Below are 23,394 nucleotides of genomic sequence, written 5' to 3'. Positions count from 1 at the left end.
CTGGGGCAGGTTGAGGAAAGGGAGTGCGATGGTCACGATCGCCGACGTGGCCCGGCATGCCGGGGTCGCGGCCAGCACGGTGTCCTACGTGCTCAGCGGGAAGCGGACGATCTCGACCGACACCCGGGAGCGGGTGCAGCGCAGCGTCCACGCGCTCGGCTACCGCCCGAACGCGAGCGCCCGGGCGCTGGCCAGCCAGCGGTCCAACGTGCTCGCGCTGGTGATCCCGCTGCGGACCGGTATGCATGTCCCGGTGATGATGCAGTTCGCCACCGCGGTCGTGACCACGGCCCGCCGGTTCGATCACGACGTACTGCTGCTGACCGCCGACGAAGGACCGGACGGGCTGGAGCGGGTCGCGCAGAGCTCGCTGGTGGACGCGCTCGTCGTGATGGACGTCGAGCTGCACGACGAGCGGGTCCCGGTGCTGCGCGAGCTGCCGATGCCGTCGGTGCTGATCGGATACCCCGACGACGCCGACGGCCTGACCTGTATCGACCTGGACTTCGTTGCCGCCGGCGCGCATTGTGTCGACCACCTGGCCGACCTCGGCCACCGTTCGCTGGCTCTGCTCGGTACGCCGTCCGCCGTCTACGAGCGCCAGACCGGGTTCGCCCAGCGGACGCTCACCGGGTTCGTCGAGGCGGCCGAGCGCCGCGGTGTGCTCGGGGTCGAAACGCCGTGTGAGCACACCTTCGACGCGATCCTGCACACGGTCGAGCAACTCCTCAGCGACCACCCCGACATCACCGGGCTGGTCGTCCAGAACGAGCCGATCATCGGCCCGCTGCTCGACGTACTGCGCCGCCTCGGCCGCCGCGTCCCGGAGGACATGTCGCTGGTCGCGATCTGCGCGGACGACGTCGCCGAGCGGCAGGTCCCCCAGCTGTCGTCGGTCAGCATCCCGGCGGAACGGATCGGCGACCAGGCGGTCGAGTCGCTGATCACGAAGCTCGAGGGCGGCGAGGTGCCCAGCCTGACCCTGGTCCCGCCGACGCTGACCGCCCGCGGCAGCACCTGCCCTCACGGCGACCTCACCACGGCATAACCGCCGGCCGGGACCGGCAACTCGCCGGCGACCAGCTCACCCGCATCCGGTACGGCGAACTCTGCGTCTCCGTGGTTGAACAGAAGGGTCCAGGTGGTGTCGCCGGACCGTCGTCGGACGGTCTCCACCGGCGAGGGCGAGAGCTCGAAGAGCCGCGCGGCGGTGGCATCGTCCAGCTCGGTCGACACGTACCACGCCGTACCTGCTCCGACCTGGCGGCGCGTGATCGCCGGCTTGCCGTCCAGGACTCCACCGGCGTACCGATCGACGACCTCGGCCGACACCGCGCGCACATCCTCCCTCCACAAACGCCCACGGCCGCCGGAGGAAAGGACGACCTCGCCGTCGTCCGGCAGCGGATGGAATTCCTCGACACGCACGCCGAGCAGGTCCGCGAACGCACCGGGATACCGAATCCTCAGGTCAGGATCGACAATCCCGCTGAAGTACCCGACAACCAACTGTCCGCCGCTCTCCACGTAAGCAGCGAGATTCGCCGCGGCATCGTCACTCACGAGATAGAGGCTGGGGGCAACGACCAGCTTGTAGGACGTCAGATCGTCAGTGGGAGCGGCGAAGTCGACCGTCACTCCCCCGCGCCAGAAGTGCCGATGCGCGGCGCGGACGGCGGCCAGGTAGTCGAGCGACGACGAGGGAAGGTGGGTGCCTTGCATCGCCCACCAGCACTCGGCGTCCCAGAGGATCGCGACGTCGGCCACAACGTTGCTCTCGGCAACTTCAGCCAGGTGCGGCAGCTCCGATCCGAGCTGTGTGATCTCCCGGAACATCCGGCTGTCCGGGCCCGCGTGCGGCACCATCGCCGAGTGGTACATCTCCGCGCCGCCCCGCGAGGCGCGCCACTGGAAGAACAACACACCTTGCGAGCCGCGGGCGATGTTGGACAGGCTGTGTCGCGCCATCCGACTCGGCTCCTTCGCGTGCATCCGCGGCCCGGTATTGAGCGTGCCCGCCGCCTGCTCCATCAACAGCCACGGCCTCCCACCGGCCCAGCCGCGGGCCAGGTCCGCACCGAAGGCCGTCTGCTCCTCGGCCGCGATCCCGGCCTGATCCGGATAGTGGTCAATGGCAACGACATCGACCTCGGCGGCCCAACGCGCATGGTTCACCGGAACCCAGTTGCCGAACACGAAGTTCGTCGTGATCGGCAACGGCGACACCTTCCGCAGCTCGGTCTTCTGCTCCAGATACGCGGCCAGCAGCTCGTCCGACCAGAAGCGCCGGAAGTCCAGGTACTGCGTCGGATTCACCAGGTACTGCGTCTTGCGCGGCGGCTCGACGTCGGTCCAGTCGGCGTACCCCTGACTCCAGAACGCGGTTGTCCACGCCTCGTTCAACCGGTCGAGCGTGCCGTAGCGCTCCTGCAGCCACTCGCGGAATCGTGCCGCAGCCAACGAGCAGTAGCAGACCGTCCCGTATTCGTTGTGCACGTGCCACATCGCCAGCGCCGGGTGATCGTGATAGCGCTCGGCCAACGCCCGCGCGATCCCACGCGCAGCCTCGCGATACGCCGGCGCGCACGCGCAGTACGTGTCCCGGCTGCCATGCGTGAGCCGTACGCCGTCTGCTGTCACCGGCAGCGCCTCGGGGTGCAGCCGGCTGAACCACGGCGGTGGCGATGCGGTCGGCGTCGCCAGATCGACGCTGACACCACCGTCGTACAACTGGTCGAGAATTTGGTCCAGCCAGATGAAGTTGTACTGCCCCGGGGACGGTTCCAGGGTCGACCAGGAGAAGACGCCGACGGTCACCAGGTTCACGCCGGCCTGACGCATCAGGTCGACGTCCTCCTTCCACACCGCCGGATCCCACTGCTCAGGGTTGTAGTCGCCGCCGTACCAGAGTCTCGTCATACCGGCTCCCCGTACGGAATCCCGAAGCCGTTGGTGGACAGGTACACCCGCCCATACACGCGCGGATCGCCGGCGATCGCGTCACCGGTGGACGCGTACTGGTGCCGATCGTCGTTCACGCGCACCCACGAGGCGCCGCTGTCGTCCGACCGGAAGATGCCGCGGACGCCGCCCACCTTCCCCGACGTGTACGCGGCCATGTCCCGGTGACGGGGCGCGGCCTTGCCGAAGCCGATGGTGTAGGCCTCATCGATCGATGTCACGGGAACGTACGTTAGCCCGCTGTCGACCGACCGATACAGACCGCCGGTGCCCGCTGCGAGCCAGCAGTGCCCGGCCCGATCGAGCACGGTCTCCAGCTTCCCGGCGCCCGTCGGCAGACCGGTCGCGGTCACGGTGAAGGAAGCGCCGCCGTTCGTGCTGACGTACGCCGTACCGGTGGCTGGATCGAATCCGTAGAACAACCTGCCGTCGACCCGATCACCGACGACAGCGGCCTTGACCGGCAGCCCCGTGACTGCGGTCCACGTCGCGCCACGATCGCGCGAGTAGTGCGCAACCAGGTCGTCCGGCGCCCAGACGATCGTCCGCGCGTCCGTGCTGACCGCGATCCGGCCGGGTTGTGTCATCGGTGCCGGCTCGCCGGTGAACGGCTGCCAACTCACCCCGGCGTCGGTCGAGTAGGCGCCGCGCTCCCCCGCGTTCGCGTTCGCCAGCCGGACCACGAAGCCCGGTGCCCGAGCGGCGTAATCCAGGCTCGGCGAGGTTCCACTGACCGGATTCGACGCCTGTCCGTCCGGCGGCACCCGGTCCAGCCGGTCGTGGCGATACACCCCGATGTCCCCGAGCGCGCTGATCAGCGGCGGTCCCCAGGGCGGACTGATCAGGTCGAGTACGGCGGTCTCCTCCAGGCCCTGCGCACGGACAGACCAGTGGGTACTGCGGCCGGCCTCGGCCTCGGTCGCGTCGTCGGTGCCGAAGATCGTCGCACCGGTGACGTAGAGGACCTTGCCGGAGTCGAACGGGTCGATCGAGATGTCGCCGATCATCCAGCCGAGCTTCGGCGTCCCGTGGAAGTTCAGGTACGGCGCTCCCGACGTGTCGAGCACGATCCGCTCGCCGATCGAGGACCAGGTCCGTCCGCCGTCGACCGATCGGAAGATGTCGTCCACCGGACCCCACCGGCCCATCGTCGCCACCATCACGGTGCCGGGCCGGCGCGGATCCGTGGCCAGGCCGGCGTACCCGAACCCGGCCTCGCCGCCGGTGTTCGGCCGCAGCGGGGTGATGTCGGTCCACTCACCGGTGCCGGTGTCCAGTTTGTGCACGGCGCCGTCGTACATCTCGTACGGTCCCGGCAGGTCGCCGTAGCTCACGTAGATGTTGCCATCGGCCCCTAGTTCGCCGTGGTGTGGCAACAGGCCAACCGGTTGGCCGGGGATCGGCGCCCAGGTCGCACCGGCGTCGGTGCTGCGGTACAACCCAGCGGCGGCGTCAGCCACACCCGCGTAGATCGTGCCGTCGCGTGGGTCGAAGAAGACGAAGCCGATCCCGATACCGGGCGTGCCGGTGTCCGGGAAGCTGTCGACCCGCGCCCAGGTGACGCCGCGATCGGCGCTGCGCCACAAACCTTGGTTGCGGGTCCCGAGGAACAGGATCCGGCCGTCGTGCGGGTCGACGGCCAGCCGCTCACCCATCGAGCGGCCGGGTTCGTTGCCGCCGAGTTTGAACGGCAGGTCGGTCCGGACGTACGTCCGGCCCTGATCAACGGAGCGGAGGATCGCCCCGTTGATCGGAGACCAGTCGTTGGTATAGGTGCCGACGGCAAGGTACAGCCGCCGCGGGTCCGCCGGGTCGACGGCCAGACTCTCGACACCGGTCCAGTTCCACTCGTCCCAGCCGACCCAGTGCAGTAGTTGCACCCAACGCTGGGTGCGGTTGTCGAATCTGACCGCACCGCCGATGTCGGTGCGCGCGTAGACCAGCCCACGCCGGCCCGGATGGTGGGTGATTCCGGTGACGAAGCCGCCGCCGACGATCTCGACGTTCCGCCAGCGATACCTGTTCGACGGTGCCGCCTGGGCGTGACCGGCGGTTGTCGCGAGCATCGCCGTACCGGTGCTGAGGGCAAGGAACTGCCGTCGCGTGCTCATCCCTTCACCGCGCCGATGATGACGCCCTTGGTGAAGTGCCGCTGGATGAACGGGTAGACGAGGAGGACCGGGACGATCGCGATCACGACGATCGCCATCTTGATGGCCAGACCGGGCGCCGGCTGCATGCCGAGGCCGGTGCCAGTCGCTATGCCGCCGGCGCCGGTCGGCAGGGGCTGCTGCTGCACGATGTACGTCCGCAACACCATCTGCAACGGCCACTTGTTGTTGTCGTTGATGTAGAGCAGCGCGTTGAAGAACGCGTTCCAGTAGCCGACGGCGTAGAACAGGCCGACAACCGCGACGACGGCCTTCGACAGCGGCATGACGATCCGGCGGAGGATGGCGAACTCGCCCGCGCCGTCGATCCGCGCGCTGTCGATCAGCTCGCCCGGAATGCCCATGAAGAACGAGCGCATCACGATCAGGTTGAACGCCGAGATCGCGGTCGGCAGGATCAGCGACGCGTAGTGGTCGATCAGGCCGAGCGAGTTCACCAGCAGATAGCTCGGGATGATGCCCGGCCCGAACAGGAACGTCAGCAGTACGACGAACAGCAGCGGCCGATGGAACACCGACCCCGGCCGCGATAGGCCGTACGCCGCCAGCACGGTGATCCCGAGACTGAACGCCGTGCCGACTGCCGTGATCAACACGCTGATCAGCAGCGCCCTCGTGACCACACCACCAGACAGGAGTTGCACGTACGCCGCCACCGTCAGCTCGCGCGGTACGACGACCAACCCGCCAGCGCGGGTCACCGCTTCCGTGCTGGACAGACTTGTCACCACCACGACGTACAGCGGGAACGCCACCGCCAAAGCGATCAGCGTCAGCACGACCGGCTTGCTCAGCCGACCGATCGCGGTCGGTTCCTCTTCCCAGACAGCCCTTGCGGTCATGAGCGCGAATACACCCCCTGCTCGCCCACCAGGTGAGCGAATCGGTTGGCCACCAGGACCAGGACGAGGCCGATCACCCCTTTGAAGAGACCGGCTGCGGCGCCGTACCCGAAGTCGCCGACGAGCAGGCCCTGGTAGTACACGTACGTGTCGAGCACCTCGGCGGCGCCTCCGCCGACGGCGCTGCGTTGCAGGATGAACTGCTCGAAGCCGACCGTCAGCGCGTCGCCGAGGCGGAGGATCAGGAGCAGGACGATCACCGGACGCAGGCCGGGCAGCGTGATGTGCCAGAGCCGGCGCCAGCGGTTGGCCCCGTCGGCCGCCGCGGCTTCGTAGAGCGCCGGGTTGATGGTGGAGAGGGCCGCGAGGAAGACGATCATCCCCCAGCCCGCGTCTTTCCAGACCGACTGGGCGGTGACCAGCAGGATGAACGTGTCCGGCTTCGTCATCAGGTCGACCGCCGAGTGTCCGTGATCCCGCAGCGTCTGCGCCAGCAGGCCGGCGCCGCCGATCATCTGCTGGAACAACGACACGACCAGCACCCAGGAGAAGAAGTGCGGCAGGTAGACGATGCCTTGGACAACGTTGCGGATCTTTGCCGACAGCACGCTGTTCAGCAGCAGGGCCAGTGCGATCGGGATCGGGAAGAAGAAGATCAGCTGGACCGCGGTGATGGACAGGGTGTTCGCGACCGCCCGCCAGAACGCCGGCTCGGAGAACATCCGGCTGAAGTTCGCGAACCCGATGAACTCGCTGCCCCGGATCCCGGCGTACGGCGAATAGTCCTGGAAGGCGATCACGTTGCCGAACGTCGGGAAGTAGTGGAACACGCCGAGCAACACGATCACCGGCAACACCATCACCAGCAACGGCCAATCCCGCCGCAACCGATGCCGGAACCGCATGCCGGAACGCTTCTCGGACCTCGCCGGAGCCGCCTGCCGGGCCGCCCGCTCCGGGGGCTTAACGACCGTTGTCACTGAGAACCTTGGCGTAGAAGTCGCGGCCTTCGTTGCCGCCGTTGGTCTGCCATTGTTTGACCGCCGTCTTCAGCTCGCTGACCGGCTTGCGGCCGCGGAAGATGTCCTGGAGCGTGTCGTCGAACGGCTGGTACAGCGCGGCCATCTTGGCCGGCTGCTCCACCCGGATCCCGTCGAACAGGTTCTTCTCGCGGACCTTCGCCGCCGCGTTCTGCCAGGCACTCATCGACTGCACATACCCCGGGTACTCGCTCTCGGTGATCGCCGTCGGACGGCCACCCAGGAAGATGTACGTCTGCGAGACCTCCTTCTGACCGAGTGCGGTGAGCCTCGGAGCGCCGGAGGCCTGCTTCACGTAGTGCTTGCCCTCGACCCCGTAGTTGTAGAGCACGTACTCCTCGGTTCCGAACGGCGCCGACGTGTAGTTCATGACGCCGAGCAGCTCCTTCACCCGCTGCTCGCCGACCCCCTTCTTCACGAAGGTGAAGATGCCGGCCGGATCACCGCCCCAGGTGATCGGCGCACCGCCGTCGTGAGCGAACGGCATCACCGGCTGCGGGTTGAACTTCGGGTTGATCGTCTGCTGCCGCTGCAACGCCTCGTGCCAGCCGCCCAGCCCGTTCTGCCGGATGACGAACTTCCCGCCCTCGAACAGCGCGTTCTCGTCCGCTCCGGCGTTCGCGACCACCTCAGGATGCACGTATCCCAACTGGAACAGCCTGCGGACGAACGCCACCGACTCCTCGAACTCCGGGGTCTCGATCTTGTTCACCAGCTTGCCGCTGGAGTCCTTGCGCCAGCTGCCGGGCGCCCCAAACATCCGGGCCATCTCGTCGGCGACCGAGCCGAACGCCCACCGGCCCGCCTTCGCGTCGGTCAGCTGCTTGCCGAGCGCCAGCACCTCGTCGGCGTTCTTCGGCGGCTGCGCGCCGACCTGGTCGAAGATGTCCTTGCGGTAGAACAGCGCCCACGGGAACCCGTCCGACGGGAACGGCACTGCCTTCAGCTGGGAGTTCCACACGCCGTACGCCCAGGCGCGGGTCGGCAGGTTGGCCAGCATCGGGTACTCCGCCGCCTTGTCACCGGCCAGGTACGGCGTGAGGTCCTCGAACAGCTTGTCCACGGCCTGGCCGAACCGGGTCAACCCGGAGATGTTCCAGCCCGGGATGCAGAGCAGCTCGGGCACGTTGCCGGCCGCGAGGATCGGACCGAGCTTGTCGCCGTAGTCGTTGCCGTTGAGGATGTTGAACCGGACCGGCGCCCCGATCCGCTCGTTGTTCGCGTCGTAGTAGGAGTTCTTGCCGAGGCCGGGCGGCATCGGGCTCCACAGCGGCGTCATCGCCGAGACTTCCTTGCCGCTCGGCACCATCTTGTCGGGCACGGCCCGCTTGAGCTCGCTCGGATAGTGCGAGAAGCCGGGTGACGCGCCGTTCTCGCCGGGCAGGTCCGGCTTCACCGGCTCGTACGCGATGAACTTCGGCAGCAGGCCGGACAACTTGTCCTCGGTCTCGGCCCGGCCGCTCGTGCTGGATCCCGAACTGCTGTTGGAGCAGCCGGTCAGTGTCACACCGCCGGCAGCCGCGGCACCGACGCCGAGCAGGGAGATGAAGGTCCGGCGCCTGGTGCCGCCGATCTCTGGTCCGGTCACGTCGCATCCCCTAGAATTAGTTGGGCTGGTAGCCAAACAAATTAGCTCAGAGCCGACGGGGCGACAAGGTGTAGAACTAGGTTGTGTTCGGCGATGCGCCGGCGTGGCAGCACCACACACAACCTCGGGCAGGACTCGATCGAGGGACGGACCTTGACCACACAGACCGCGGACCACACCCATATCCGCGCGACCAACCTGGCCGCGGTGCTGGGCTACCTGCGCCGCCAGGCACCCTGCTCGCGGGCCGCGATCGCCACCGGGACCGGTCTCAACAAGGCGACCGTGACCAGCATCGTCGGGGATCTGCTCGAGCGCCGCCTGGTCCGCGAGACCCAGCAGACCCAGAACCACGTCGGCCGCCCGGCGACGCTGCTCGTGCTCGACGGATCGGCGTACGCGACGATCGGGCTCGAGGTGAGCGCCCGCGGCCTGACCGCGCTCGGCTGCGACACCGCCGGCGAGCAGGTACTGCGTTGGCACCGCGCGAGCCCGGGCGTGGACGCCGGGCCGGCGAAGACGATCGCAGCGCTGGCCAACCTGGCCCGCCGGGCGGTGACCGCCGTGCAGTCGTCCGGTCGACAGGTTCTCGGGATCACGGTGGGCGTGCCAGGGCTGGTGAATCGCGACGGTGCCGTCGTGCTGGCCGCGGGCCTGGGCTGGCGAGACGTGCCGATGCGGGCTGAGCTCGCAGCGGCACTCGGGCGACCGGACATCCCGGTGACGGTCGACAACGACGCGTCGCTGGGCGTGCTGGCCGAGCATCTCTACGGACCGCACGCCGGGACCAGAAACCTGATCCGGCTGACCGGGGACACCGGTGTCGGGGCAGGCATCATCGTCGACGGCAAGCCGCTCGAAGGTCACCTCGGGTACGTCGGGGAGATCGGCCACCTGCGCCTGGTCCCGGACGGACCTCGCTGTGGATGCGGTCGACGGGGCTGTCTCGAGGCGCTGGCGAGTATGCCGTCGATCATGTCCCGGACGGACGTGACCGACAGCGATCCGCAGCTCCAACTCGAGGAACTGATCCGGCGCGCCGACGCCCAGGAGACCGCGGTGACACAGGTCCTCGCCGAGGCCGGCGCCTATCTGGGCCAGGGCATCGCCGCGCTCGTCAACATCCTCAATCCCGAGATCGTCGTCCTCGGCGGCGCCTATGCCCTCCTCGCCGACCACCTCACTCCCGCTCTCGACAAGGCTCTCCGCGAGGCGACCATCGCTCCCGACGCCGGCGGCTGCACAGTCCTCACGTCGACGCTCCCCGACACCGCCACTCCCCTGGGCGCCGCCGCCCAGGCTCTGACGCCGCTCACCCAGGGCCGGCTCCCGGCCCGCTAGCCCCGCGACGGCACGGTAAGCGCCTACCCGGAGCGAGCCCGCGAGGTCTTGACCGTGGGCGCTCGGGATGCAACCCTCTGTTCACGCCCGATCTGTCGAAGCGCTTCGACCAACTGTCGACGATGATCGTTCGAAGCGCTTCGACACACAGCCCGTGGAGTCGATCGCCGATGAGAACTCCAGCTCCTCCCCCGTTCCGTGATCCGGCCCGGCCGACCGGCGCGCGGATCGACGATCTGCTCGCCCGGCTCACCCCGGACGAGAAGGTCGCGCTCCTGCACCAGTACCAGCCGCCCGTCCCGCGGCTGGGCCTGGACGCGTTCCGCACCGGCACCGAGGCGCTGCACGGCGTCGCCTGGCTCGGTCCGGCGACGGTCTTCCCGCAGGCGATCGGCCTCGCCACCACCTGGAACCCGGACCTGGTCCGGGCCGTCGGTGCCGCGGTCGGTGACGAGGTCCGCGTGTTCCACCGCAAGGACCCGGCCGGTGTCGGTCTCAACGTCTGGGCCCCGGTGGTCAATCCGCTCCGCGACCCGCGCTGGGGCCGGAACGAGGAGGGGTACGCCGAGGATCCCTGGCTGACCGGAGTCGTCGCGACCGCGTACGGACACGGGCTCGCCGGCGACGATCCGTCGTACCTCAGGACCGCTCCGACCCTCAAGCACTTCCTTGCCTACAACAACGAAACGGATCGCTGCACGACCTCGAGCAACCTGCCGCCGCGGGTCCTGCACGAGTACGAACTGCCGGCGTTCCGCGCGCCGATCGAGTCCGGCGCGGCGGTCGGGGTGATGCCGTCCTACAACCTGGTGAACGGACGGCCTGCGCACCTGAGCCCGCTGATCAACGACGTACTCCGCACCTGGACCGGCGACGACTTGCTGGTCGTCAGCGATGCCTACGCGCCCAGCAACCTGTTCGGTCTGCAGCAGTACGCGCCCGACGGCGCGACCGCGTACGCCGCCGCGGTCAAGGCCGGCGTGGACAGCTTCACGCAGGACGACACCAACTCGAGCCCGACGATCGACCGGCTCCGCGAGGCGCTCGAATGCGGGCTGCTCACGTGGGCAGACATCGACACCGCAGTACGGCGGGTGCTCGCGATCCGGCTCCGGCTCGGCGAGTTCGACCCGCCCGAGCTCGATCCGTACCGCGGTCTGGAGCCTGATCTGGTCAACTGCCCCGCCCACCGCGAGCTGGCCCAGGACGCCGCACGTCAGGCGATCGTGCTGCTCAAGCACGAATGCCAGGTCCTGCCACTGAGCGAGGCCGTCCAGCGGGTCGCCGTCATCGGACCGCTCGCCGGCGCCCTCAGGGAGGACTGGTACGCCGGAACGCTGCCCTACCAGATCACCGCACTGGACGGCATCGTCGAGCGTCTCGGCCGCGACCGCGTGCAGTACTGCGAGGGCGTCGACCGGGTCACCCTCCGGATCGCCGACTCCTCGTCGTACCTGACGGTCGGTCCGGACGCCGTACTGCGAGCCGGCCGGGAACCGGGCGAGTTCGACCTGTTCGACTGGGGCGGCGATGCGTTCGCGCTGCGGTCGGTGCGGAACGGGCAGCACCTGAGTGTGAGCGACGACGGGGAACTCGTCGCCGATCAGCCCGGTCCGAACGGCTGGGAAGTCAAGCAGACGTTCAGGTTCGTCCAGCTGGGCGGCAACGTGCTGATCCAGCACCTGCACAGTGGCCGGTACCTCCACGTCGATGCGGAAGGTGCGATCAGCCTGGCCGACCAGGCGACACCGTTCGTGCTCGACGTCGTCGTCGACGGTGCCGCGCAGGCAGCCGTCATCGCTGCCCGCGCCGATGTCGCGATCGTTGTCGCCGGCAACCACCCGTTGGTGAACGGCCGGGAGACCGAGGATCGTGACAGCCTCGACCTCCCGGCGGCCCAGGACCGGCTGATCCGCCAGATCCACGCAGCGAATGCGCGCACGGTGCTCGTGCTCAGCAGCAGCTATCCGTTCGCGATCGGCTGGGCGCAACAGCACCTGCCGGCGATCCTCTGGTCCGCGCACGGTGGGCAGGAGTACGGCCGCGCGCTGGCCGACGTACTGTTCGGCGACCACGACCCCGCCGGGCGACTGACCCAGACCTGGTACGACTCCGCGGCGGACCTCCCCGACCTCCTCGACTACGACATCATCACCACCGACGCGACGTACTTGTATTACCGGGGCACGCCGCTTTACCCCTTCGGTCACGGCCTGAGCTACACCAGCTTCAGGTACGCCGACCTGCGGCTGAGCACACCGTCGATCGCATCCGACGGCGAGGTCCGAGTCACCTTCACGGTCACGAACACCGGTGATCGGCCGGGCACCGAGGTGGCCCAGCTGTACACCCGTCAGCAGCGTTCACGAGTCAAGCAACCGCTCCGGCAGCTCCGTGGTTTCCGCCGGTTGTCGCTCGCCCCCGGAGAGAGCGCCGACGTCGAGCTGACCGTCGCCGCGACCGACCTCGGATTCTGGGACGTGACGCGGGACCGCCACTGCGTCGAGTCCGCGCGCCACAGTGTCATGGCCGGCCGGTCAAGCACCGACCTTCGACTGACCACGACCCTCGACGTCCGCGGCGAACGCATCCCGCCGCGAACGCTCGCGCTAGCCGCGACCAGCTTCGACGAGTACTGCGGAATCACCCTGTACGACGAGTCGACCGTCTCACTGGAACCCCAGGCCTGGTTGGCGTTTCACGACGTCGAGCTGAATTCCGAAACAGCCGTCGACGTCACCGCCGCGAACCGCGGGACCGGACCGGCGACGATCGAGCTCCGCCTCGACGATCCGTTGCACGGGGAACTCCTCGGCACAGTCCGACCCACAGGTCAGCTCATGCCGATCACCGGGCAACTCGTCCCGGTGACCGGCGTACACACGCTCTATGCGGTCTTCTCTGCAGCGGACGTCGTGCTCGAGAGTTTGACCGTGTAGCGCTCGCACACACCCTCGACCACGCGCGACTCGATCTCACCGTCGCGCAAGGCCAGTTCGATCACGGCAGCCACTCCCCCGTCGGCGTCGGGCAGCTCGACCACGGTCGTCTGCCCCTCGCTCGGCGCGAACCAGCGCAGCTCGACCCCGTCGGCCCAGTCGTACTCCGGCCGGTCGTCGACCGCCCCGATCGGGATCACGGCCCCCTCACGCACGAACAAAGGCACGCTGTCGAACCCGTGGGTCTGCTGCACCCAGCTCGGACCCGACAGCACCTCGCCGGTCAGCAGCGACGTCCATCGTCCGCGGGGCAGGTAGAACGAGACGGCGCCGTCCAAGCTCATCACGGGAGCAACCAGCAGATCGGGACCGAGCATGTATTGGCGATCCAGATAGGCGACCGCCGGATCGTCGGGGAACTCCAGAACCATCGGCCGCATCATCGGCACCCCGTCCTGATGCGCCTCGGCGGCGGCCATCATCAGGTACGGCATCAACGAGAGCTTCAGCTTGGTGAACTTCCGCAGTACGTCGACCGCCTCGTCGTCGAACGCCCACGGCACCCGGTACGACGACGAGCCGTGCAACCGCGAGTGCGACGAGAGCAGCCCGAACGCCACCCAGCGCTTGAAGATCGCGGGATCGGGCAGGCCCTCGAAACCGCCGATGTCGTGACTCCAGTACCCGAAGCCCGACGCGGCCAGCGAGAGCCCGCCGCGCAACGACTCCGCCATCGCCTCGAAGGTCGACTCGCAGTCGCCACCCCAGTGCACCGGGAACTGCTGCCCGCCGGCCGTCGCGGAACGGGCGAACAGCACCGCTTCGCCCTCACCCCGGTTCTCCTCGAGCAGACCGAACACGGCCGCGTTGTAGAGCTGCGCGTAGTAGTTGTGCATCCGCTCCGGATCGGATCCGTCGTGCCAGACGACGTCGGTCGGGATGCGCTCGCCGAAGTCGGTCTTGAAGCAGTCGACGCCCAGATCGATTAGTGTTTGCAGCTTCGAGCGGTACCACGCGGTCGCGTCCGGGTTGGTGAAGTCGACGATCGCCATCCCGGCCTGCCACAGGTCCCACTGCCAGACCGAGCCGTCCGGTCGCTTGACCAGATAGCCGAGTCGCCTGCCCTCCTCGAACAACACCGACCGCTGCGCGATGTACGGGTTGATCCACAGGCTGACGCGCAGACCGCGATCCTTCAGCCGCCGGACCATGCCGGCCGGATCCGGGAACGCGACCGGATCCCACAGGAAGTCGCACCAGTGGAACTGCCGCATCCAGAAGCAGTCGAAGTGGAACACGCTCAACGGAAGGTCCCGCTCAGCCATCCCGTCGACGAACGCGCTCGTCGTCTCCTCGGTGTAGTCCGTGGTGAACGACGTCGACAGCCACAGCCCCATCGACCACGCCGGCACGCGTGCGGGCCGCCCGGTCAGTGCTGTGTAGCGGCGGAGGACGTCCTTCGGGGTCGGACCGGCGAAGACGTAGTACCCGAGCTCCTGGCCCTCGACGCTGAACTGGTTGCGGGACGTGACCTCCGAGCCGAGCTCGAACGACACGCGGGCAGGGCTGTCGACGAGTACGCCGTACCCGTTGCTGCTCAGGTAGAACGGCACGTTCTTGTACGCCTGCTCGCTCGACGTACCGCCGTCGGCGTTCCAGCTGTCGACGATCTGACCGTTCTTCACGAACGCACCGAAGCGTTCGCCCAGGCCGTAGATCGTCTCGCCGACGCCGAGCGCCAGCTGTTCGTGGACGTACTGCTTGCCATCGGCATCGGTAATCAGGCCGACGCTCCGCGGACCCGAGTTCGTCAGCGGGCGGCCGTCCTGCTCGAACCGCACGTCCCACGGCCCGTCGAGCGCGATCACCACGCTCAGCTCCCCGGACGTCAACCGCGCCTCGGCGGCACCGACGTCCACCTTCACCGGATGATCGTCGTCGGTGTTCAAGCGGTACGCCGGTCGCGCGGGCAGGCCACCGAGATGGTGCGCGATCCGGACCCCGATCACGCCGCGCGCCGGCGAGGAGAACGTCACCGTGAACAGCGGCTGGTTGAGCGTGTCGCCGCGCCGCTCGATCCGCTTGACCGGTGCGAACACGGTCAGCTCCCGCTCCCCCGCCTGCACGCTCTCGACCTCGGCCGGCCGCAACCGCCTCAATCCCGCCCGGAGCTGCCAGTACCCGTCGCTGAACTTCATCGTGGCCAGCCTCTCCCGGAGGGTGTCGAAACACTTTTCGGAACACCGTTCGCAACACTGTCGAAGCGCTTCGACAACGCTAGGTGGGCCGACTTCATGGAGTCAAGTTTGTCCACCTCTCAGCGGATTCTCAGCGTGTCTCGGTGACACTGGGCGGATGCGAGTGCTGATGGTCGAGGACGAGCTGCGGTTGGCCGACACGGTGCACCGCGGTCTGACCGACGCCGGGTTCGTCGTGGAGATGGTGCACGACGGCGAGAACGCGGTGTGGGCGGCGACCGAACACAGCTACGACGTGATCGTGCTGGACATCATGTTGCCCAAGCTCAACGGGTATCGGGTGCTGGAGATGCTGCGGGCGCGCGGGATCTGGACGCCGGTGCTGATGCTGACCGCGAAGGACGGCGAGTACGACCAGACCGACGCGTTCGACCTCGGCGCGGATGACTACCTGACCAAGCCGTTCAGCTTCCTGGTCCTGATCGCGCGGTTGCGGGCCCTGATCCGGCGCGGCGGTCCGGAGCGGCCGGTGGTGCTGACCGCGGGCGACCTCTCGCTGGACGTGGCCCGGCGGCGGGTGGAGCGGGACGGGCGGGAGATCACCCTCACGCCCCGCGAGTACGGCCTGCTCGAGTTCCTGATGCGGCACCGCGGCGACACCGTCAGCAAGACCGAGATCCTGGCCTCGGTCTGGGATCCGGCGTTCGACGGCGACCCCAACGTGGTCGAGGTCTACGTCCGCTACCTCCGCAAGAAGATCGACACCCCCTTCGCCCGCCACGCGATCGAGACCATCCGAGGCATGGGATACCGGCTCAACCCCGAGGGTGGCTAGCCGTACCTGCGAAACTGTGTGGGTGAGCACGGTCGTGCGACGGCGGGTGGACGGGTGGTACCGGACCGCGGGTGGGTGGCGGCAGGCAAGCGTGCGGAGTCGCTCGACGGCCGCGGCCGTGATCGTGGTCGCCGTCGCGATGATGCTCGGCGCCGCCGCGTTGCTGCTGCTCCTGCAGCGTGCGCTGATCACCGAGGTCTCCGACGCGGCTGAGGGCCGGGTCGGCGATGTGGCCGGCCAGGTCAGCTCGGAAGGTACGGCGGGCCTCGCCCGCGATCTGGTCGAGACCACCCGCGCGACCCAGCTCGTCCAGGTCCTGGATCCGGCCGGACGTGTCATCGCCGCCTCGTCGAGCCGGGTCGGCAACACGCCGTTGACCGATCTCCGTCCCCCGGCGGGGGCGCTGATGCGGGCCGAGGTCGGCGAGATGCCGTTGATCGACGACGACCACAACTACCTGATCGTCGCGCAGGGAGCGTCGTACGGCGGGCAGACGTACACAGTCGTGGTCGCGTCGTCGGTGGAGACGCAACGGCAGACGGTGACCACGGTCGCGAAGTACCTGGTGATCGGGTTCCCGGCGTTGCTGATCGTGGTCGGCGTGGCCGGGTGGCTGATGGTCGGGCAGGCGCTGCGCCCGGTGGAGCGGATCCGCTCCCGGGTGCAGGGCATCGGCACGCGGGACCTCACCGAGCGGGTCCCGGTGCCGGAGACGCGGGACGAGATCGCGCGGCTCGCGGTGACGATGAACGAGATGCTCGACCGGCTCGAGACCGGACAGGCGACGCAGCGGGCGTTCGTGGCCGACGCCAGCCACGAGCTGCGGTCGCCGTTGGCCACGCTGACCGCGGCGCTGGAAGTCATCGAGGCAGACACCACCGGGCGGGCGTGGCACGAACTGCGTGCGGTGATGGGGACCGAGACCGACCGGATGCGGAAGCTCGTCGAGGACCTCCTGCTGCTCGCGAAGGCCGACGACACCGGGATCCGGATGCAGCAGACGGACGTGGACCTCGACGATCTGGTCGCGGCCGAGATGCAGCGATTGCGAAGCTCGATGCCCGAGCTGAAGGTGACCGGTGACGTCCGCCCGGTTCGGGTAGTCGGCGACCCGGCGCGATTGAGTCAGGTACTGCGGAACCTCGTCGACAACGCTGCCCGCGCCGCGCACACCAGCGTCCACCTGGCCACGGCCGAGAAGGACGGATCGGCGATCGTCACGGTCGAGGACGACGGCGACGGGATCCCCGAGGCGGATCGCCTGCGGGTGTTCGAACGGTTCGTCCGGCTCGACATCAGCCGCTCCCGCGCGAGCGGCGGCTCCGGTCTGGGACTGTCCATTGCCCGCGAGATCACCCGCGCGCACCACGGCACGATCACGCTCACCTCGTCGAGCACCGGCGGCACGACGGCCACCGTCACGCTACCGAACATCGGGTAGGGGGTGGTGCGGACCGGCCCTTCGGGACGAAGCTGATTGTGAAGGAGGTGGGTGTGGTGAAAGCGGCAGCAGGCGACCAAGTTGTGGTCGAGACCAGCCATCTGATGGCACACCGGCGCGAGGGGAAGATCGTCGAGGTGCACGATCCGGGCGGCGCACCGCCGTACCTCGTGCACTGGACCGACACCGACACCGAGTCGCTCTTCTTCCCGGGGCCGGACGCGCACATAGTCCATAGCAACCACGGGACCTAGCACAAGGCGGAGAAGAATCCGGTTGCCGGCCGGGCGGGCCGTCCAGCAGGATCGCCGGCATGACCCAATCAGCTGCCCGCCCGGTCGTCCTCGTCACCGGCGTCGGCCGTACCGTCGGCATCGGCGCCGGTATCGCCCGTCAGCTGGCCGCCTCGGGCTGGGACATCGCGTTCACCTACTGGACGGCGTACGACGACCGCATGCAGTGGGGTGTGCAGTCCGGGGCGACCGACGAGATCGTCAAGGAGCTGAGCGATCTCGGCGCGACCGTGGTGCCGATCGAGGCGGATCTCGTCGACCCGACGGCGCCGGAGCGGATCTTCGCTGCCGCCGAGGAGCAGTTGGGCAAGGTCACCGCGCTGGTGATGTGCCACTGTGAGTCCGTCGACTCGAGCATCCTCGACACGACCGTCGAGAGCTTCGACCGGCACTTCGCGGTCAACGCCCGCGCGACCTGGCTGCTGATCCGTGAGTTCGCGCAGCGCTTCGCCGGAGCCCACGGCACCGGCCGCATCGTCGCGCTGACCAGCGACCACACCGTCCACAACCTCCCGTACGGCGCCAGCAAGGGCGCGCTCGACCGCATCACGCTCGCGGCGGCGCAGGAGTTGTCCGAGCTCGGCGTGACCGCGAACGTCGTCAACCCCGGCCCGATCGACACCGGCTGGATGACCGACGAGGTCCGCGACGCCTGTCTCCGGCAGACCCCGCTCGGCCGGCTGGGCACGCCCCAGGACACCGCTCATCTGGTCGATTTCCTCTGCTCCCCGCAAGGCCAGTGGGTCAATGGCCAACTGCTGAAGAGCAACGGCGGCTCGGCCTAATCCCAGCTGAGCGGAAGGCAGGCCAGGCGGGCACCCGCCGAGCTGTGGATGACGATGGAACGGTTGCCGGGTTCGGGGACGAAGGGTACGACGGTTGACGCCGTACCTGCGCCGCTCGGGCTGACGATGAAGTCGAGCCAGATCTCGCGCTCGCGGTCCATTCGCACCGGCTTGCGGCCCTCGATCACGTCGGTGTTGTAGTGCGGTCCGGCGGCCGCGCCATCGCCTGCCACACAAGGGCCTGTGTGCAGGTGCGCGCCGAAGCTGCCGGCCGCATGCTCGACGCCGGTGACTTGAAACCGGACGGTGGTCCGCGCGCCGTGGGACACCATCATGGCGACCGCGCGAGCACCATGGAACGGGCCGCCCGGCACGAACTCTCGCAGCGGTCCGTTGCTTGACGCAACATTCGACTCCGGTGCCACCGGGATGGCGATCTCGCCACGCGGTACGCCGGGTGGCCGGTTCTGCGCGGCCGCCATCGGTCCGGCGATCACGCCGATCACTGCCAGCACCGCGACCGCGGCAAGGACGCCGCGCACTCTTCCCGTCATGTCTCCCTTTCCCGGAACGACTGCTCCGGGCGGGGAGCGAACTGTCAGGAGGCTATCAAGCGCTCGCGGTCCGGATCGTCGCAGCCGCGGCCCGCAGGTTCGCGAGCGTCGTCCGCACGGCCCGCCGCGCCGTGCGTTCGGGCCGGTGCAAGGCGTCGATGTGCCGCCGTACGTGCACGCCCCGCATCGGCACGAGCACGATCCCCGGATGCGACCGGGCCGTCCACCGCGGGATCAGCGCCAGACCGGCGCCCGCGGCAACCAGCTCCGCGACCACGGTGAACTCGTTGACGCGGTGGATCAACTCGAGCCGCCGGTTCGCCGCCGCCCCGATCGCCTCGATCGTCGCCATCAACGGAAACCCGTCGTGCACCGTGATCCACGGCTCGCCCGCCACCTCGCGCGGTGACAGTGAGGACTTCGACGCCAGCCGATGACCAACAGGTACGGCGACGTCCAACGGCTCGTGCAGCAACGGCGTGACCGCGACCGTCCGCGGCCAGGAGGCCGCATGATCCATCCGATGCGCGAGCACCACGTCGTACTCCCGGGTCAACGGAGGGAACTCGTCCTGCGCGACATCCTCGTCGTGCAAGCTGACTCGCGGCCCGTCCCCTGCCCGCAACAATGACGGGAAGAACGCAGCGGCCGCACTGTGGAACGCGGACACCGACACGACCGCATCCGGCTGCTCGGCGAAATCGTCCACCACCTGGCGGGCCCGCGCCAACGCCGACTCCACGTCCGCCGCCGCCCCGGCCAACGCACGTCCGGCCGCCGTGAGCACCACCCGACGGCCGTCGCGCTCGGTCAACGCGACAGGGATCGAGCGCTGCAGCAGCCTGAGCTGCTGCGAGATCGCGGACGGGGTCACCAGCATGGCCTCGGCCGCGGCCGTCACGCTCCCCAGCTCGCCGACCTCCCGGAGTACTCGGAGCTGTCGTTCGTCCATTCCAACACTGTAGGCGTTCTACAGAGTCGTTTAAGAAGGTGGTACTTGGCTTCAACGTCCTCAGCGGTCACCGTTGGAGTCGTGCCCGCATCCCGCCGTACCGATCTCCTCCTGCTGCTGGTCGCCATCGTCTGGGGTTCGAGCTACCTCGCCGCCAAGACGGCGACCGCGTCCACGCCGGTGCTGACCGTGCTCTTCGTCCGGTACGCCATCTCCGCCGTCGCATTGCTGCTCTTCGTACGACGCATCAGCCGCAAGGAGCTCCGAATCGGCGGGATCCTCGGGCTGACGCAGGCCGCCGTATTGATCCTCGAGACGTACGGCGTCACGCACACGAGCGCAGCCAACGCCGGGCTGATCATCAGCCTCACGCTGATCCTGACCCCGCTGCTCGATCGTCGACGGCTCCCGGGCCGGTTCTACCTCGCGGCGGCGATCTGCGTCGGGGCTGTCGGCCTCCTGATGTCCAGCCACGGACTCCACGTCCCCGGCGTCGGCGACCTGCTCATGCTCGCGGCCGCCGTCGTCAGAGCCGGCCATGTCGCCCTGGTCGGACGTCTTGCCACCGGCCTCAGGTCGTTGCAGCTGACCACGGTCCAGACCCTCGTCGGAACCGCACTGTTCGCGATACCAGCCGTATCTCACCTGCCCGCGATCCCCGCCGTGGGCTGGCTCCAGCTGGCCTATCTCGCCTTGTTCTGCAGCGTTTTCGCGTTCCTCGTGCAGACGTGGGCGGTCCAGCGCACGTCTGCCAGCCGGGCCAGTCTTCTGCTCGGGACCGAGCCGATCTGGGCCGTTGCCATCGGCATCGGACTCGGCTCCGAGCAGCTGACGCTCACCGCCGCGGTCGGCGCCGTACTCCTCCTGGCCGGCACCACCTGGGGCCAGGCCATCGAACGCAGGGCACGACTAGGAGCGGGTCCACTTCTGGTCGTCGGATCCGTTGCAGGGGGCAACAATGACGGCGGCGCCGTTGCCCGTTCCGGCGGCCGTGAGGCAGCCGGTCGCTGAGGTGACGGTCTGGTCGGCGTTGACCTGCCAGGTCTGGTCGGCGGCGCCGGTGCAGTTCTCGATGGTGGCCGCGGAGGCGCCGGCGGTCAGGCACTTGTCGGCGTACACAGTCAGCTGACCGGTGGCGGTCTGGTTCCACGACTGGTTGCCGCCGTTGTTGCAGTCCCACAGGTCGAGCGCCGTCCCTGGGCTGGTCGAGAAGCCCGGTACGTCGACGCACCGACCGCTCGCCACACCCCGCAGCGGCTCACCCGGCGGGGCCGGCGGCAGCGTGTTCGTCGGCTCGTTCTTGAGCAGACCCCAGCCCCACCACAGCTGGTCACGGCCACTCTGGCTGTTGACCTGGAGATCGCTCGGACCGACCTGCGTGGTCATCGAGTACGAGTCGCCGGTGCGCAGGCCCGGCCAGTAGACGATGCCCATCTTCTGCTCGCGGGCGACCTGTGTCAGCGCGCCGAGGTACGCCGTGTAGACGTTGCCCTCGTGGTTGCCGTAGTTCAGGCCGATCGTCATCGGCGAGCCGGCCTCGTCGATGATCGTGCGCCAGCCGTACGAACCGATCCGCGGCCGGAGGTTCGCCAGCCAGGCGGACTCGGTGGTGTCGGAGGCCCAGAAGCCGTAGAAGTGCAGCGACAGCAGCGTGCCCTGCAGCTCGGGCGCCGCGCCGACTCCGGTCACGTTGTCGTTGTAGCCGGTGCCCGAGATCACGATCCGCCCGCGCGGTACGTCGTTGTGCCGGGCGATCCACGCCGACGTCAGCGACACCCACTCGGTCAGCGAATACCCGAACGGCTCGTTCATCGGCTCGAAGTACACATGCGGGTTGCGCCCGTACGCCTTCACGACGGTGTCCCACATCGCGGCGTACGCGGCCGGGTCGTCGACCCGCCCGTCCTTGGCGTTGTCGGCCTCCCAATAGCTGAGGATGACCTTGAACCCGCCCGCGACCGACGCGTCGATGGCGGCGCGGTACGAGTTCCACCAGGGAGTGCCCACGCTCGACGGGTTGATCGGCAGACGGATCGTGTTCGCCTTGAGCTCCTTGCGGAACTCGCCGACGATTCCGGTCGCCTTGCGGTAGGTCGTCCGGTAGTCGTCCGCCGTACTCAGGCCGGACGGGACCACCTCGTCGTGGGCGTAGTTGTCGCGCGGATCGGCCCAGTTCACGCCGCGGAAGTCGTCGGTCCGCGGCGGACCGGCCGCGGCCGGCAGAGCCAGCCCGGACACCAGCCCGGAAGCTAGCGTGACGAGGGACAGCAGGACTGTGGCGATACTGCGAGCGGTTGACCTCACCCGGTGATGTTTACGTGAACATGGCCATCCGTCAAGAGTTCAGCACGAGTTCCAGGCGCAGCCAGGTGGCCAGATCGCGGATCTCGCGGTGCACGGCCGCGGTCAGCGTCTTCGAGAACGGCTCGTCCTCGTGGATCGCGGCGACCCGGAAGACCCCGGCCTTGCGGTCGGACATCGCGTCGAGCTTCCCGACCAGCCGGTCGTTGTGCAGGATCGGCAGCGCGAAGTACCCCCATCTGCGTTTCGCGACCGGTTTGTACATCTCCAACTGGTAGTCGAAGTCGAAGATCTCGCCGAGCCGCTTCCGGTCGTACACCAGTCGGTCCAGCGGCGAGAGGATCGCCGTACGCCCGCTGAACGGCTGGTCGAGCAGCTCCGGATCGATCCGCCACTCGCCGCGGACGCCGTCGACCACGGCCCGCTCCCCCGCCTGGCCGGCGTCGAGCGGTTCGCCCGGGCAGACCGGACCTTTGGCCCGCAGGATCCCCATCGAACGCAACCGTTGCTCGTCGCGGATCCGGGCCGCCTTCTCCAGCGGCACGACCGGGTCGTCGGGGTACACCCGGGACGCCAGGTCCCACAGGCGGTCCCGTCCGTCGCGACCCGCGATCGCCACCTCGCCGCGCTGCATCATGAACTCGAGCAGCTGCGACACGTTGCGGTTGTTGGTCCAGCCGCTCGACTTCCACGGCCGCACGCAGGTGTCCGGCAGCTCGCGCATCACCAGCGGACCGTCCTGACGCAGCCGCTCGAGGATGTCGAGCCGGCAGCCCTCGTTCGACTTGACCCAGTCGGCGCGGTACTGCTGCCAGTCCAGCGGCTCGCCGTCCGACGGCCACGCCTCCATCTGGGCGCGGAACAGCGCCAGCGTCTCCGGCAACCGCACGAACCCACGCAGCTCGAGCAGCTGCTGCGTCGCCAGGGCATCCGCGAGCTCAGCAGCGTCGTACGTCGAACCGAGCCGGCTCCACGCGACCAGGTCGGCGTTCGGTGCGACGTACGCCGTCTGGTCGAGCTGGATCACGTTCAGCCCGCGCACGACGTCGAACAGGTCGTCCGGCCGCTCACTTGTCAGCAGCTGCGCGCGCACGGCCAGCCGTCGCGCGTCTCGCTTCGACACCTGATGAACGGTCACAAAGAGAGACTAGGC

Annotated in this window: 18 protein-coding genes; 8 read left to right on the top strand and 10 right to left on the bottom strand. The window is 68.6% G+C overall.

Translation table 11 applies throughout. The features are described from left to right. The first annotated feature begins 28 nt into the window (after nucleotides 1-28). On the top strand, nucleotides 29-1,048 hold the full coding sequence (locus AB0J62_RS22860) for a LacI family DNA-binding transcriptional regulator (protein ID WP_363874429.1): 1,020 nt from the start codon (nucleotides 29-31) through the stop codon (nucleotides 1,046-1,048). Here the strand turns inward: AB0J62_RS22860 and AB0J62_RS22855 are convergent. From AB0J62_RS22855 to AB0J62_RS22835, 5 genes are read right to left on the bottom strand one after another with little or no spacing between them, the layout of a single operon-like run. Continuing rightward, entirely contained in the window at nucleotides 1,024-2,919 is a 1,896-nt protein-coding gene (locus tag AB0J62_RS22855; protein ID WP_363874426.1) for a beta-galactosidase, read from the bottom strand. The genes AB0J62_RS22860 and AB0J62_RS22855 overlap by 25 nt on opposite strands. Further along, nucleotides 2,916-5,072 carry a carbohydrate-binding protein gene (locus AB0J62_RS22850; RefSeq protein WP_363874423.1) on the bottom strand — a complete coding sequence of 719 codons (2,157 nt, stop codon included), beginning with the start codon at nucleotides 5,070-5,072 and terminating at the stop codon, nucleotides 2,916-2,918. Before AB0J62_RS22850 ends, AB0J62_RS22855 begins: the two co-directional genes overlap by 4 nt. Continuing rightward, a complete protein-coding gene (locus AB0J62_RS22845) occupies nucleotides 5,069-5,974 on the bottom strand; it encodes a carbohydrate ABC transporter permease (protein WP_134102881.1) in 906 nt (301 codons plus the stop codon). Before AB0J62_RS22845 ends, AB0J62_RS22850 begins: the two co-directional genes overlap by 4 nt. Then, nucleotides 5,971-6,954, bottom strand: a complete 984-nt coding sequence (locus tag AB0J62_RS22840) for an ABC transporter permease subunit (RefSeq protein ID WP_363874419.1) — start codon at nucleotides 6,952-6,954, stop codon at nucleotides 5,971-5,973. The genes AB0J62_RS22845 and AB0J62_RS22840 overlap by 4 nt, the downstream gene beginning before the upstream one ends. Beyond that, nucleotides 6,938-8,602, bottom strand: a complete 1,665-nt coding sequence (locus AB0J62_RS22835) for an extracellular solute-binding protein (protein WP_363874416.1) — start codon at nucleotides 8,600-8,602, stop codon at nucleotides 6,938-6,940. The genes AB0J62_RS22840 and AB0J62_RS22835 overlap by 17 nt, the downstream gene beginning before the upstream one ends. 153 nt (nucleotides 8,603-8,755) lie before the next feature. Here AB0J62_RS22835 and AB0J62_RS22830 point away from each other — a divergent pair, with 153 nt between their 5' ends. Together AB0J62_RS22830 and AB0J62_RS22825 are read left to right on the top strand one after the other, a co-directional pair. Beyond that, nucleotides 8,756-9,943 (top strand): ROK family transcriptional regulator, encoded by a 1,188-nt coding sequence (locus AB0J62_RS22830; protein WP_363874413.1) that lies wholly within the window; start codon nucleotides 8,756-8,758, stop codon nucleotides 9,941-9,943. A 170-nt stretch (nucleotides 9,944-10,113) separates the two neighbouring features. Continuing rightward, the gene (locus AB0J62_RS22825; RefSeq protein WP_363874410.1) at nucleotides 10,114-12,882 is read left to right on the top strand and encodes a glycoside hydrolase family 3 C-terminal domain-containing protein; all 2,769 of its coding nucleotides are present in this window, start codon (nucleotides 10,114-10,116) and stop codon (nucleotides 12,880-12,882) included. Here the strand turns inward: AB0J62_RS22825 and yicI are convergent. Further along, entirely contained in the window at nucleotides 12,831-15,080 is a 2,250-nt protein-coding gene (yicI, locus tag AB0J62_RS22820) for an alpha-xylosidase (RefSeq protein WP_363874407.1), read from the bottom strand. The two genes, AB0J62_RS22825 and yicI, sit on opposite strands and share 52 nt — an antisense overlap. Nucleotides 15,081-15,237: 157 nt before the next feature. Here yicI and AB0J62_RS22815 point away from each other — a divergent pair, with 157 nt between their 5' ends. Genes AB0J62_RS22815 through AB0J62_RS22800 form a run of 4 tightly spaced genes read left to right on the top strand, consistent with a single transcriptional unit; the run spans nucleotide 15,238 to nucleotide 18,434 of the window. Beyond that, entirely contained in the window at nucleotides 15,238-15,915 is a 678-nt protein-coding gene (locus AB0J62_RS22815; protein WP_134102895.1) for a response regulator transcription factor, read from the top strand. Between the two features lie 22 nt (nucleotides 15,916-15,937). After that, entirely contained in the window at nucleotides 15,938-17,356 is a 1,419-nt protein-coding gene (locus tag AB0J62_RS22810; protein ID WP_363874403.1) for a HAMP domain-containing sensor histidine kinase, read from the top strand. Between the two features lie 56 nt (nucleotides 17,357-17,412). Continuing rightward, on the top strand, nucleotides 17,413-17,610 hold the full coding sequence (locus AB0J62_RS22805) for a DUF1918 domain-containing protein (RefSeq protein ID WP_363874400.1): 198 nt from the start codon (nucleotides 17,413-17,415) through the stop codon (nucleotides 17,608-17,610). 59 nt (nucleotides 17,611-17,669) lie between these two features. After that, nucleotides 17,670-18,434 carry an SDR family oxidoreductase gene (locus AB0J62_RS22800; protein ID WP_363874397.1) on the top strand — a complete coding sequence of 255 codons (765 nt, stop codon included), beginning with the start codon at nucleotides 17,670-17,672 and terminating at the stop codon, nucleotides 18,432-18,434. On the opposite strand, the gene AB0J62_RS22795 is transcribed toward AB0J62_RS22800, so the two are convergent. After that, entirely contained in the window at nucleotides 18,431-18,988 is a 558-nt protein-coding gene (locus AB0J62_RS22795; RefSeq protein WP_363874394.1) for a hypothetical protein, read from the bottom strand. The genes AB0J62_RS22800 and AB0J62_RS22795 overlap by 4 nt on opposite strands. Nucleotides 18,989-19,043: 55 nt before the next feature. Then, on the bottom strand, nucleotides 19,044-19,940 hold the full coding sequence (locus tag AB0J62_RS22790; protein ID WP_363874391.1) for a LysR family transcriptional regulator: 897 nt from the start codon (nucleotides 19,938-19,940) through the stop codon (nucleotides 19,044-19,046). Between the two features lie 81 nt (nucleotides 19,941-20,021). Between AB0J62_RS22790 and AB0J62_RS22785 the strand changes: the two genes are divergently transcribed. After that, complete coding sequence (locus AB0J62_RS22785) at nucleotides 20,022-20,951, top strand: DMT family transporter (protein ID WP_363874388.1); 930 nt, start codon at nucleotides 20,022-20,024, stop codon at nucleotides 20,949-20,951. Here AB0J62_RS22785 and AB0J62_RS22780 read toward each other — a convergent pair. Both AB0J62_RS22780 and AB0J62_RS22775 read right to left on the bottom strand, forming a co-directional pair. Then, on the bottom strand, nucleotides 20,850-22,244 hold the full coding sequence (locus AB0J62_RS22780) for a ricin-type beta-trefoil lectin domain protein (protein ID WP_363874385.1): 1,395 nt from the start codon (nucleotides 22,242-22,244) through the stop codon (nucleotides 20,850-20,852). The two genes, AB0J62_RS22785 and AB0J62_RS22780, sit on opposite strands and share 102 nt — an antisense overlap. A 31-nt stretch (nucleotides 22,245-22,275) precedes the next feature. After that, on the bottom strand, nucleotides 22,276-23,379 hold the full coding sequence (locus AB0J62_RS22775) for a crosslink repair DNA glycosylase YcaQ family protein (protein WP_363874382.1): 1,104 nt from the start codon (nucleotides 23,377-23,379) through the stop codon (nucleotides 22,276-22,278). Nucleotides 23,380-23,394: the final 15 nt, after the last annotated feature.

The sequence above is a fragment of the Kribbella sp. NPDC049584 genome (assembly GCF_040675555.1).
GTDB lineage: Bacteria > Actinomycetota > Actinomycetes > Propionibacteriales > Kribbellaceae > Kribbella.
This window is presented reverse-complemented; position numbering and strand designations above follow the sequence as displayed.

What these genes read in the sequence shown, in the direction of transcription:
- AB0J62_RS22860 (WP_363874429.1), top strand. Translation starts at nt 29, where the DNA reads ATGGTCACGATCGCCGACGTGGCCCGGCATGCCGGGGTCGCGGCCAGC.
- AB0J62_RS22855 (WP_363874426.1), bottom strand. Translation starts at nt 2,919, where the DNA reads ATGACGAGACTCTGGTACGGCGGCGACTACAACCCTGAGCAGTGGGAT.
- AB0J62_RS22850 (WP_363874423.1), bottom strand. Translation starts at nt 5,072, where the DNA reads ATGAGCACGCGACGGCAGTTCCTTGCCCTCAGCACCGGTACGGCGATG.
- AB0J62_RS22845 (WP_134102881.1), bottom strand. Translation starts at nt 5,974, where the DNA reads ATGACCGCAAGGGCTGTCTGGGAAGAGGAACCGACCGCGATCGGTCGG.
- AB0J62_RS22825 (WP_363874410.1), top strand. Translation starts at nt 10,114, where the DNA reads ATGAGAACTCCAGCTCCTCCCCCGTTCCGTGATCCGGCCCGGCCGACC.
- yicI (WP_363874407.1), bottom strand. Translation starts at nt 15,080, where the DNA reads ATGAAGTTCAGCGACGGGTACTGGCAGCTCCGGGCGGGATTGAGGCGG.
- AB0J62_RS22815 (WP_134102895.1), top strand. Translation starts at nt 15,238, where the DNA reads ATGCGAGTGCTGATGGTCGAGGACGAGCTGCGGTTGGCCGACACGGTG.
- AB0J62_RS22800 (WP_363874397.1), top strand. Translation starts at nt 17,670, where the DNA reads ATGACCCAATCAGCTGCCCGCCCGGTCGTCCTCGTCACCGGCGTCGGC.
- AB0J62_RS22795 (WP_363874394.1), bottom strand. Translation starts at nt 18,988, where the DNA reads ATGACGGGAAGAGTGCGCGGCGTCCTTGCCGCGGTCGCGGTGCTGGCA.
- AB0J62_RS22790 (WP_363874391.1), bottom strand. Translation starts at nt 19,940, where the DNA reads ATGGACGAACGACAGCTCCGAGTACTCCGGGAGGTCGGCGAGCTGGGG.